Below are 12,003 nucleotides of genomic sequence, written 5' to 3'. Positions count from 1 at the left end.
CATCACCCGGTACCTGCGCCAGAGTCAATTTCGGACGATCGCGCCGTGAAGACGATCGCGGCGACCACCAGCACCATTCCGCACATCTCGGTCCACGAAGGCACCTGTGCCAATGCGATGGCACCCACCACCGTCGCGGTCAGTGGCAGCAGTGCGAGCAGCAAGGCGAACTGGGACCGGCCGAGCCGGGCAAGCACCACCTGGTCGAGTAGATACGGCACGGCGCTCGACAACACGCCGACCGCGACCCCGAGCGCCAGGACCCGCCAGCTCCAGAGTTCTCCGTGCGAGATGGTCGTCGTGATGCCTATCACCACCGGGGCACAGATGGCCCCGGCGACGCTGAGACCGATGGCCAGGTCGTCGATCCCGTTGCGCCACGCCGGGCCGGCCGGCGCAGACTCGGCATGTACGTTCCCCGTCGACACCATCTTGCCGACCACGATGTAGCCGGCCCACAATCCGGCGGCCACCAGGGCGAACAGCACCCCGAGCGGCGCACCGGAGAAACTCGCCCCGCTGAGCAGGACGACGCCCACCAGCACCGACACCACCGCAACGCCGTCCGACATCCTCCGCGAACCCGCTGCTGCCACGACGATCGGCCCGAGAAACTCGATCGCGACGGCCACCCCCAGGTCGATATGGTCGATCGCCAGGTAGAAGGCCATGTTCATACCCATGGTGATCAGCCCGAAAGCAGCTGCGATCGCGAGTCGGCGAGGTGGATAAGAGCCCTGCCCCCTCGGCCATCGCCGCCCTGCGAGCGGCCACCACAGAGCCAACAGCACGAGCCCGGCGGCGGTGGCCCGAAGCCAGGCCACCGCTGCCGGGTTGAGCTGGGAGAACAGCGGCACCGCAACCGATGCGCCGACGTACTGGCACACCGCCCCGATGATGAAGAGCAGAGGTAGATTGGCGGAGATCCGTTCCGACCGAGAGGGATCGACACGGCTGCTCATGGGCTCACTGTAGGCATGACGACCGCGGTGATGACCCGGCGAGGTGGCTGTACTGGGATGCATTTCATAGGCCCGCGATACACAGATGTTGCCGATCGAAAGCCTGCTGTTACGGGTGAGTGACGACACACGCCGAGGCACCCGGGAACAAAGCCGAATCCCTGATCGTCTGAAAGAGTGAGAGTGGATGCACCACCCCGGTGTGTTAGCTCGCGAAGGGACCGCGCCAGCGCAGGCCCGGGACGGAGGAAAAAATGTCAGAGACCATCACCACGCCCCCGATCTCCATGCCGTTGACCACTGCCGACCGCTGTGATCGATGTGGTGCAGCAGCCCGTGTACGCGCTGTTCTCTCCACAGGTGGCGAGTTGCTGTTCTGCCGCCACCACTTCAACGAGCACGAAGCCCGGCTGGTGGACATGGGCGCCACCGTGATCACGAACGAGGAAGAGCTCGTCTGACACGCCGACAACACAACACCGCCGCGGTTCACTCACTGTGAACCGCGGCGGTGTCGTCTGTGTGGCCGACCTGGGCGCAGGACCTTCTCGCAAGTCCTAACGCCAGGTGCGCAGCGCCTCGATCCGGGCCTGCAGTTGTTCTGCCGTGGCCATCGCTGTGGGCGGTCCCCCGAGCTTCGCACGCAGCTCGTTGTGGACCAGTCCGTGCGGTTTACCGGTCCGGTGGTGGTGCATCGCGACAAGGCTGTTCAGCTCCCGGCGCAACGCACTGAGCTGATTGCCCACGGTGGGTTCGCGCGGTGTGGCCGGCGCAGCTGCAGGACCGGCACTGCGGGCCTCGATCTGATCGGACTGCCGCTTCTGCAACAGGTCCCGCACCTGGTTGGCATCGAGCAGCCCCGGAAGGCCGAGATAGTCGGCCTCCTCGTCACTGCCGGAGAACGTCGCCGTACCGAACGAGGACCCGTCGAAGATCACCTGGTCCAACTCGGCGTCGGCGTGCAGGGACTCGAATCCCCGTTCGTCGTCCTTCTCGTCCTTCGTCTTGTTGGCGTCGTTCAGCAGCGCGTCGTCGAGTCCCTCGGACTCGCGGTGCGGTTTGCCGAGCACGTGGTCGCGTTGGGCCTCGAGCTGGCTGGCCAGTTGGAGCAGCACGGGCACCGAGGGAAGGAACACACTCGCGTTCTCTCCCGGCCGCCGCGACCGCACGAACCGGCCGATCGCCTGAGCGAAATACAACGGGGTCGATGCACTGGTGGCGTAGACGCCGACTGCCAGGCGCGGCACGTCGACACCCTCCGACACCATGCGGACCGCGACCATCCACTCGTCATCGGAGTCACCGAATTCCGCGATCCTGCTCGACGACTTGGGGTCGTCGGACAAGACGAGCGCCGGGGCCTTACCGGTGATGGCCTGCAGGAGTTCGGCATAGTCGCGTGCGACGGTCTGATCGCTGGCGATCACCAGCCCACCGGCATCGGGCATCCCTGATTTTCGGAGCTGCCGCAGCCGGGTGTGCGCGGCCTGCAGCACAGCGGGGATCCAGTCTCCGTGTGGGTCAAGGGCGGTCCGCCAGGCGCGTGCGGTGTGCTCGGCCGACAGCGGCTCACCCAGGCGGGCAGTGAACTCCTCCCCCGCGTTGTTTCGCCAGCTTGCCTCCCCCGAGTACGCGAGGAAGACAACCGGCCGGACCACGCCGTCCGCAAGGGCATCGGAATACCCGTACACGTAGTCGGCGACCGAACGGGCTCCACCGCCCGGCTCGGGTTCGTAGTTGATGAACGGGATGGGGCTGTCGTCGGACCGGAACGGGGTTCCCGTCAACGCCAGACGCCGGGTCGCGTCGGAGAACGCCTCGCGGATCGCATCTCCCCAACTCTTCGCGTCGCCTCCGTGGTGGATCTCATCGAGGATCACCAGGGTGCGGCGGTTCTCGGTTCGCACCCGGTGTCGAGCCGGATGCGCCGCGACCTGCGCGTATGTCACGACGACACCCTGGAAGTCCGAACTGGTCTGGCCGGTGCTGTTGCTAAATCGTGAATCGAGGGCGATTCCCGCGCGTGCGGCCGCTGCGGCCCACTGGTGCTTGAGGTGCTCGGTGGGCGCGACGACGGTGACCTGATCCACGGTGCGGTCGGTCAGCAATTCGGTGGCGATCCGCAGACCGAACGTCGTCTTGCCTGCACCTGGGGTCGCGACCGCCAGGAAGTCCTTCGGTGCCGCGGACAGATATTTTGTCAGCGCGCGTCGCTGCCAGGTACGCAGCGACGACGCGGCGGGCGCGGGCGCTGGGTCGGACGTGACCTGTGATCCGGTGGCGGCAATAGGTCGGGTCACGACAGGGCACAACTCCTAGCTGCGATGAGATCGGATTCCACCCGTCCGAGCTGGTCGGACGGTCGGTGCCTTGCCGAGGGGCAGATCGGCCACTGCACGGGTCCGTCGGGCACCGGCAAAATGTTACCGCGCCCGCAGACGTCCGAGCGACCGCGGCGGCGGCGCGGCATCACGCATCGCATCCGAACTTCGGCAATGCTGGACACCATCGCTCCTCCAACCGATCCCCAATCCGAACCCGCCCCGAAGAAGCCGGCGCGCGGCGCTCACGCAGATCCCCTCGACGCCCCGACGTCGCGACCGCCGGTCCTCAGAACGATTCCCCGGCTCCTCTGGCGCACGATCACGAAGTCGTGGGATGACTCGATATTCGCCATGTCCGCGCAGGCCGCGTTCTGGCAGACGTTGTCCTTGCCCCCACTGCTCCTGGGCATTCTCGGCAGTCTCGGCTACATCGCCGGCTGGTTCGGCCCGAACACCGAACAGATCATCTCCGACCGGATCATCGGCTTCGCGGACCGTACGTTCAGCCAGAACGTCGTCGACGAGATCATCACCCCCACCGTCGACAACGTGCTCGTCAGCGGTCGCGCAGAGGTCATCTCGCTCGGCTTCCTGCTGTCGCTGTGGGCCGGGTCCTCGGCGATGTCCAGCTTCGTCGATTCCATCGTGGTCGCCCACGGTCAACACAACGTGCGGCACGCGGTGACACAGCGGCTGTTCGCGCTCTGGCTCTACGTCTGCTTCCTCGTCCTGTCGGTGTTCACACTGCCCCTGGTCGCCCTTGGCCCCACGTACGTACGTGAGGTGGTACCCGATGCGTGGCGCGAGACCGGGTCACAATTGGTCGACTACGGCTACTTCCCGGCGGTGGCCGTCCTGCTCTTGATCGGACTGACCACGCTCTACCGGGTAGCCCTGGCCAATCCACTGCCGTGGCACCGGCTGCTATGCGGTGCGCTGCTGGCCGGCGCGGTGTTCTGGCTCGCCAGCGCGGTGCTGCGCTGGTACCTGTCGATCATCACCCAGACCGGGTACAGCTACGGGGCGCTGGCGACGCCGATCGCGTTCCTGCTGTTCACGTTTTTCCTGGGATTCGCCATCGTCATCGGCGCGGAGTTCAACTCCATCGTGCAGGAGACGTGGCCCGCCAATCCGAGCAAGATCGACCAGGTCCGCGACTGGGTCTCGGCGCAGACCAGCGACATCACCGACCAACTCAAAACCGTTCCGAAGAGACTGCCAACGGGCCCGATCCGCAAACCGGATTTCGAGGCGGCCGAACCGCCGCAGTCGCCTCCACGACGTAGCCCGGACCGTCCCCTCGAGGATGAGCGGTGATCAGTCCTTTTTCATGCGGGCGTAGATCTTCTTGCATTTCGGGCACACGGGGGACCCGGGCTTCGCCGACTTGGTGACGGGAAAGGTCTCGCCGCACAGCGCGACAACGATGTTCCCCATGACAGCGCTCTCGACGATCTTGTCTTTTTTCACATAGTGGAAGAACTTCGGGGTGTCGTCTTCGGTCGTCTCATCGGTGGTGACATCGGGGCGTTCGACGGTCTGCGTATCCATGGGTCCAATTCTGCATCGCTGCGGCGGTGTCGGCCAATGGGCGTGCCGTAGGGGTCACACCGCGCATGGTGGCTGTCCGGCCAGGAAAGGTGGATAGTGGAGCCGTGGGTCCGAAAGAGCACGCGACCGAGACATATCTGATCACCCAGGCGCAGACGTCCCTGGAGGAGCAGCACCGTACTCGAGTACGCAAATACCTGACGCTGATGGCGTTTCGCGTTCCGGCGCTTGTCATCGCGGGGCTCGTCTATGGCGCCACCCAGAACGGTCTGCTGGCACTCGGCATCATCGTCCTGTCCATTCCCATCCCGTGGGTGGCGGTCCTGATCGCCAATGATCGACCGCCTCGGGCCAAGGGTGAGGTGCCCCAGTACAAGTACGGCCCGGACAATCACCGCCAGCTCACCGACGGGGCCACCTTCAACGGGCTCGACCGACGACGCGAGTGAGCACCGCTCGATCCGTCGAGGACCTGGCGTCCATTGCGGCCGGTCTGCGCTCGGCGTTCCTCCGTACCGACTACACCGCCGACGGGATCCTGAACCTACTGGGAACCGACGCGCATGATGCGCTCGGTCGCGGCGAACCCGTACCGGTACGGCGTGCTTGCGCCGACGGGGGCGAGCTGGGCGTCCTCATCCGGCTGCTCCTGTTGGGAGACACGTGCCCGGAGGGCGACGTCGCCGCTGCCCTGAAGCCCGTGCCGGTCGACGATGCGGTGCGCGTGGGGATGCTTGATCACGACGATCACGGTGTCCGAGCCGCGATCGATGTCCGGCCCGTGGATTTCGGGACGGGGTCGCGCTGGCTGTTCTCCGACCTCGACGGCAGCATGCGCCGGATCGCCATCACCGACGATCATGTCCTCGGAGTCGGGCAGGCATCGCTGTCACTGCTCAGAGCAACAGCAACCGAGCCGGTCGGCACACTTCTCGACATCGGGACGGGCTGCGGTGTGCAGGCAATCCACGCTGCCGACTTCGCTCGCCACATCACCGCCACCGACATCACCGGACGATCACTGGCGATGACCCGCGCCGGCGTGGCCATCAACGACATCACGCGTGAACGGGTCACAGTGGCGCGTGGTGCCTGGTTCGGACCGGTCGGGGGATCGCGTTTCGACCACATCGTGGCGAACCCGCCGTTTGTGGTGGGCCTCCCGTCCGTGACGCACACGTACCGCGACTCCGGCCTCGACCTCGACGGGGCCAGCGAATTGATGTGCCGAACAGCACCGGACTTCCTTGCCGAGGGCGGCACTGCGTCGATGTTGGCTTCGTGGACGATCCGCGGCGACGACTGGCGCGAAAGGGTCGCCCAGTGGATCCCGGACCACGGTGTGGACGCATGGGTGGTCCAGCGCGACGTCGCCGATCCGGCGCTCTACGTCGGCACGTGGCTGCGCGACGCCGGGCATGACCTGCGCGATCCTGCGGCCGCGGAGTTGGCGGACCGATGGCTGAGCCATCTGGACGGTGCCGGTGTGCGGGGCATCGGCTTCGGCTTCGTCTTCCTGCGCCGCACCGATGAGCCCACCGACCTGCTGGCGGAAGAGATGAGTCAGGCGTTCGACGACCCACTGGGTCCCGAGGCGGCCGAGTATCTGCGTCGGGTCGCGTGGTTGCGCGACCACGATCTGGGCGAGGAACGCTTCAGCGTGCGTGGGGGCGTCGCGCTCGAACGGGTCGCGACGCTGACCGGCGACGACGGCTGGGAGGACGTCGTCACCCGCATCCACCGCGGAGACGGGCCCCGGTGGAGCCACGAGATCGATGCACTCGGTCGATCCCTGCTGGCTGGGCTGCGGCCCGACGGGTTGTGCCTCGATGAGGTGGCCGAGCTGCTCGCCATGGCCACCGGGTCCGACCCCCTGGATCCGGGTGATGTGCACGCGATGATCGAGGGCCTGGTGCGTCACGGAATCGTTGTCCCCGCGGGGATGTAGCGGTCCCTGCCGGGAAAGCTCAGTTCACTCTCAGTAACTTCTCAGACCGTCTTCCCAAAGACGCAGGTCAGCGCATCCTGCGCGGGAACACCTCGCGGAACTATCTGGTGAGGCTTAGCCGTTGAACTCTGTGAAGACAATCGCACTCGAGGAGGCCGACATGTCCAGCCCCACCACCATCCGTCCGGCAATGACCGAACAGGACCTGGATGCACAGAGCCCGGCCGCGGACCTGGTCCGCGTTTATTTGAACGGTATCGGCCGCACCGCCCTCCTGAACGCCGAGCAGGAAGTCGAACTGGCGAAGCAGATCGAGGTCGGCCTCTACGCCAAGCATGTCCTGGCCACCCGCAAGCGTCTGTCCGCAGTCAAGAAGCGCGATCTGGCCCAACTGGTCCGTGAAGGTGAGTCGGCTCGCTCGCATCTGCTCGAAGCCAACCTCCGCCTGGTGGTCTCGCTGGCCAAGCGTTACACCGGCCGCGGCATGCCGCTCCTGGACCTGATCCAGGAAGGCAACCTGGGTCTGATCCGAGCGATGGAGAAGTTCGACTACGCCAAGGGCTTCAAGTTCTCGACCTACGCCACCTGGTGGATCCGTCAGGCCATCACCCGCGGTATGGCGGACCAGAGCCGAACGATCCGGCTCCCTGTCCACCTGGTGGAGCAGGTCAACAAGCTGGCCCGCATCAAACGCGAACTCCATCAGCAGCTCGGCCGTGAGGCCACCGACGAGGAGCTGTCGTCGGAGTCGGGCATCCCGGCCGAGAAGATCGCCGATCTGCTCGACCACAGCCGCGACCCGGTGAGCCTGGACATGCCGGTCGGCAGCGATGAAGAAGCTCCCCTCGGCGACTTCATCGAGGATGCGGAGGCCACCTCCGCCGAAAATGCCGTGATCGCCGGTCTCCTGCACACCGACGTGCGCACCGTGCTCTCCACCCTCGACGAGCGTGAGCAGCAGGTCATTCGCCTGCGCTTCGGACTCGACGACGGCCAGCCCCGCACCCTCGATCAGATCGGGCGGATGTTCGGCCTGTCGCGTGAACGTGTTCGCCAGATCGAGCGCGAAGTGATGTCGAAGCTGCGCCAGGGCGAACGCGCCGAACGGCTTCGCGCCTACGCGAGCTGATCGCGCCGTACGTCTACACTCGAGCGGAAAGCCGCCACCGATTCGTCGGTGGCGGCTTTTCTCGTCATGGATCCCGTATCACCCCAGACGGCGGGGCCCTGAATCGTGCTTGGTGGGAACGGGCCCCACATGCATGCGTGCCGCGAGCACGGCCACCCCACCCGGCGTGGCATGGATCGGGTCGCACACCACCTCGCGTGCCTCGGGGATGTCGTCGACCAGCGCCGAGATACGGGTGACCAAATCGATGAGTGCATCCTTGTTCACCGGCTCCGAACCGCCATAGCCCGACAGCAGTGGCGCCGACCGCGGCGCCTCGATCAGGTCGGCGGCGTCACTCTCGGTGAGGGGCAAGGCCCGATACGCCCTGTCCCCCAGCAGATCACTTGTCACGCCGGCCAATCCGAACGACATGAGCGACCCGAACGACGGGTCGTCACGCACCCTGATGACCGTGCTGATCCCCTTGGGTGCCATCTGCTGGACGTGCAGACGGGATTCGCCGGTCACCTCACCCAGCTCCACCACCGCGAGCCGGACCGCATGCTGATCGGGTAGGTCCAGGCGCACACCCTCGCGATCGGCCCGGCCTCGCCATTCTTCCGAGAATGCTTTGACGGCAACGGGATACCCGAGTTCGTCCGCAGCCGCGACGCTCTCCTCGACGCTGTTGATCTCCCGGAAGGGGACGATGTGGACGCCGTAGCAGGCGAGCACCTCGGCGGTTGCCGCGTCGTCGAGCTCGGTGACATCCCCGCCCTGTGCGTCGACGGCCTCCCGGACGAGACGGCGAGCGGTGTCGGGGTCCACATCGGCAGGCCGGCGGACCTGGGACGGTGGCCGCGACCGCCACTGCGAGTATCGCCACGAATATCCGAGTGCTTCGGCGGCCCGCTCGGGCCCTGGATAGGACGGGATCGATCCGCGTGCGGGTGTTCCGTGTGGTCCGAGGACGGTGAGGTTCTGCGGGATGCCTTCCACCGCGAGGAACGTGGTCACCACTGGTTTGTCGGAGTCGGCCATCCCGGTCATCAACGCCTGGGCGTACCGGTCCACACTCACCGCCACCGGTGGGACGAACACGGCTATCAATGCATCCACCCCGTCATCGGCGGCTGCCGTCCGAACGGCTGCCTCGAACTCTTCCGGGGAGGCACCCGGTCCGAGATCGACCCGCTGAACCGCTTCGAGGCCGAAGTGGCTACCGGCTTCCTGTGCCAGCACTCCCAGCGCCGTAGAGTTGCCGACGATGCTGACCCGGGGACCACGCGGAAGGGGTTGATACGCAAAGACCGTCGCGCAGTCGAACAGTGCCGATATGGTGCCCACCTGGATGACGCCGGACTGGGCGAGGATGGCCCGGGTGCTCTCGTCGTCGAGCGAATGGTCGGCGGCGGCCATCGCGGGTGGCACGGCACCGCGGCCGGACTTGACCGCGACAACCGGTTTGCCGCTTGCAACCCGCCGGGCGAGGCGGGTGAACTTCCTGGGGTTACCGAAGCTCTCCAGATAGAGCAGCACCACCTCGGTGTCCGGATCGCTGTCCCAGTACTGCAGCAGGTCATTACCGGATACGTCCGCGCGGTTGCCTGCCGACACAAACGTCGACAGACCCAGTTGCCGTCGGGCGGCGGCGTCCAGGATCGCGATGCCGAGGGCGCCCGACTGGCAGAAGAAGCCCACCGCACCTCGCCCTGGAACCAACGGCGCCAGTGTGGCATTGAGGCCGACAGCCGGATCGGTGTTCGCCACACCGAGGGCGTTGGGCCCCACCAGTCGCATACCGTGCTCGCGGACGGACTCGACCAGACGACGCTCGGATTCGAGCCCGGAATCGCTGGTCTCACTGAATCCGGAGGACAGCACGAGCATCGTCTTGACACCCTTGGACAGACAGTCGTCGAGGACGTCCTCGACCGCGTCGGCCGGAACCGCGACGATGGCCAGGTCCACAGGATCCGGGATGTCGCGCACCGTCGGATAGGCGCGGATGCCGCGCACCGCCCGGTGCTCGGAATTGACCGGATACACCGGCCCGGTGAATCCCGCGGCGATCACGTTCGCCAGCACCGCATTGCCGACCTTCAATCTGTCCACGGAAGCGCCGATGACCGCAACCGACGTCGGCCGCAACAGGTTTGCCACACTGCGGGCCTCTGATCCGCGCTCGCGCGCGTTGCGCACCGACAGCAGGGCTTCGGTCGGGTCGATGGTGAACTCGACGTGGATGGTGCTGCCGTCGAAGCTACGTCGCAGCTGATATCCCGCGTCCCGGAACACCGCCACCATGTTGGGGTTCTCGGCCAGCACCTCGGCTTCGAACTTCTCGAATCCGCATTCCGCGGCGGCACCGGCGAGATGTTCGAGCAGGATCGGGCCCAGTCCCCTTCCCTGGTGCTCGTCGGCCACCACGAACGCGACCTCTGCCGTCCCGGGTTTGCCGTCGCCGGCCAGGCTCTCGTAGATGCCGATGGCGATGATCTCACCGCCGAGCATGCCGACGAACGCGACGCGGCTGTAGTGGTCCACGGTGGTCATCCGCGCGAGTTCGCGGGGCGGAATCTGCGGGAAGGGACCGAAGTAGCGCAGGTAGCGCGTGCGCTCGGACAGCCGTGAGTGGAAGCGGACGAGACGGTCGGCGTCCTCGGGCACGATCGGGCGCAGATGGACCACGCCGCCGTCGCTCGCGAGAACATCGGCGATCCAGTGACGCGGGTAGTCGTGGGGGCCCCGCTGATCGGGTGGCACGGTGTCAGTCACGGGGGTCCTCCGGATCGAGTCCGCACAGCGGGTACACCGCTCGGCGGGTGGCCATGATGGTGGCGTCAGTTCGGGTTTGGGCGGCATCGGTGACACCCGCCATCAGCGGTCCACCACCATCACCGTCCCACGGGAGGTAGTCGATGTCGCCCCCGTCGGTCATGCTGTTCACGGGATCGCCGCGCAGCGTTTCGTCGAGCGCTTGTGCCTCCTCTGTCGCTGCGCGGCACCAGCTTTCATCGATGGTGGTGACGGGGTCGAGGTCGTGTCCGGTCACCGCCGCGATGAGGTGGGTCCAGCTGCGCGGAACCACGTCCACGATGCCGTATCCACCACCACCGACCGCCAGCCAACGCCCTTCGGCGTAGGTGTCGGCGAGGTCACGCATCGCGAGGACCGCGGCGCGCTGACCGTCGATCGTCAGCGACAGGTCGGTCAGCGGATCGCGCCGGTGACTGTCCACTCCGCACTGGCTGACGATGATCTGTGGACGGAAGCTCTCGAGCATCCCGGGCACGATGGCGTGGAATGCGCGCAGCCACAGCTTGTCCGCGGTCTCGGGCATCAGCGCGATGTTGACCGCGGTGCCCCTGCCGTCCTGCTCCCCCACCTCTTCCGGCCACCCGCTGCCCGGCCAGAGCGTCGCCGGATGCTGGTGCAACGACACCGTCAGAACGCGGGGGTCCGCGGCGAAGACCTTTTGCACGCCGTCACCGTGGTGCGCGTCGATGTCGATGTAGGCGATGCGGTCATACCCCTGCTCCAGCAGCCACCTGATGGCGACAGCGCAGTCGTTGTAGATGCAGAAACCCGCCGCGTGACCGGGCATCGCGTGGTGCATGCCCCCACCGATGTTCACCGCTCGACGTACCGAGCCCGACGCGATTGCCGCGGCGGCCGCCATGGTGCCGCCGACGAGAACGCTGGCGGCACTGTGCATTCCCTCGAAGATCGGGTTGTCCGTGCTTCCCAGCCCGAACAGTCTCTCCAGCAAATGTGTTGCGCCGCCGACATAGTCGTCGACCGCGGAGGCGCTGCGCACCGCATCGAGGTAAGCGGAGGTGTGCACGGTCTGCAGCAGCCGGTCGTCGACGTTCATCGGCGGCGTGGTCTCGACACCGTCGAGCACCCCGAGCGACCGCGACAGAGACATCGTCAGGGCCAGCCGCACCGGGTTCATCGGATGCGCCGCCGTCCATCGGTATCCGAGGAAGTCGTCGCTCCAGATCACTGCGGCCGGCTCGGCACCGGGTCGGTCGACTGCATTGTTCATGCTGCGAGCCTAGTTCGACTGACGCGCAGTGGGGCCTTGTCGGCCTGGTTCACCCG

At 66.5% G+C, this 12,003-nt stretch carries 10 protein-coding genes; 5 read left to right on the top strand and 5 right to left on the bottom strand.

What is annotated here, in order from left to right; genetic code table 11:
• Positions 1–2 precede the first annotated feature (2 nt).
• Positions 3–962, bottom strand: coding sequence for an EamA family transporter (locus ACVWY6_RS20365; RefSeq protein ID WP_457540568.1), 960 nt, complete (start codon positions 960–962; stop codon positions 3–5).
• A gap of 254 nt (positions 963–1,216) precedes the next feature.
• Here ACVWY6_RS20365 and ACVWY6_RS20360 point away from each other — a divergent pair, with 254 nt between their 5' ends.
• A complete protein-coding gene (locus ACVWY6_RS20360; protein ID WP_030163359.1) occupies positions 1,217–1,423 on the top strand; it encodes a DUF7455 domain-containing protein in 207 nt (68 codons plus the stop codon).
• A gap of 96 nt (positions 1,424–1,519) precedes the next feature.
• Here the strand turns inward: ACVWY6_RS20360 and ACVWY6_RS20355 are convergent, their stop codons facing one another.
• Positions 1,520–3,250, bottom strand: coding sequence for a DEAD/DEAH box helicase (locus ACVWY6_RS20355; RefSeq protein ID WP_457541164.1), 1,731 nt, complete (start codon positions 3,248–3,250; stop codon positions 1,520–1,522).
• 207 nt (positions 3,251–3,457) lie between these two features.
• Here ACVWY6_RS20355 and ACVWY6_RS20350 point away from each other — a divergent pair, with 207 nt between their 5' ends.
• Positions 3,458–4,603, top strand: coding sequence for a YihY/virulence factor BrkB family protein (locus tag ACVWY6_RS20350; protein ID WP_457540565.1), 1,146 nt, complete (start codon positions 3,458–3,460; stop codon positions 4,601–4,603).
• Here ACVWY6_RS20350 and ACVWY6_RS20345 read toward each other — a convergent pair whose 3' ends face one another.
• Entirely contained in the window at positions 4,604–4,837 is a 234-nt protein-coding gene (locus tag ACVWY6_RS20345; protein WP_062797911.1) for a DUF3039 domain-containing protein, read from the bottom strand.
• Between the two features lie 65 nt (positions 4,838–4,902).
• On the opposite strand from ACVWY6_RS20345, the gene ACVWY6_RS20340 reads away from it, so the two are divergent.
• From ACVWY6_RS20340 to ACVWY6_RS20330, 3 genes are all read left to right on the top strand, one after another.
• On the top strand, positions 4,903–5,286 hold the full coding sequence (locus ACVWY6_RS20340) for a DUF3099 domain-containing protein (RefSeq protein ID WP_081729804.1): 384 nt from the start codon (positions 4,903–4,905) through the stop codon (positions 5,284–5,286).
• Entirely contained in the window at positions 5,283–6,785 is a 1,503-nt protein-coding gene (locus tag ACVWY6_RS20335) for a DUF7782 domain-containing protein (RefSeq protein ID WP_457540562.1), read from the top strand. Before ACVWY6_RS20340 ends, ACVWY6_RS20335 begins: the two co-directional genes overlap by 4 nt.
• A 160-nt stretch (positions 6,786–6,945) precedes the next feature.
• A complete protein-coding gene (locus ACVWY6_RS20330) occupies positions 6,946–7,914 on the top strand; it encodes a sigma-70 family RNA polymerase sigma factor (protein ID WP_051406577.1) in 969 nt (322 codons plus the stop codon).
• A 78-nt stretch (positions 7,915–7,992) separates the two neighbouring features.
• Here ACVWY6_RS20330 and ACVWY6_RS20325 read toward each other — a convergent pair whose 3' ends face one another.
• Positions 7,993–10,761, bottom strand: a complete 2,769-nt coding sequence (locus tag ACVWY6_RS20325) for a bifunctional acetate--CoA ligase family protein/GNAT family N-acetyltransferase (RefSeq protein WP_457540559.1) — start codon at positions 10,759–10,761, stop codon at positions 7,993–7,995.
• Entirely contained in the window at positions 10,667–11,947 is a 1,281-nt protein-coding gene (locus tag ACVWY6_RS20320; RefSeq protein WP_457540557.1) for an acetoin utilization protein AcuC, read from the bottom strand. Before ACVWY6_RS20320 ends, ACVWY6_RS20325 begins: the two co-directional genes overlap by 95 nt.
• Positions 11,948–12,003: the final 56 nt, after the last annotated feature.

The sequence above is a fragment of the Williamsia sp. R60 genome, from assembly GCF_054063855.1.
The sequence above is the reverse complement of the archived record's forward strand: the minus strand, read 5'-3'. Positions and strand labels throughout refer to the sequence as shown.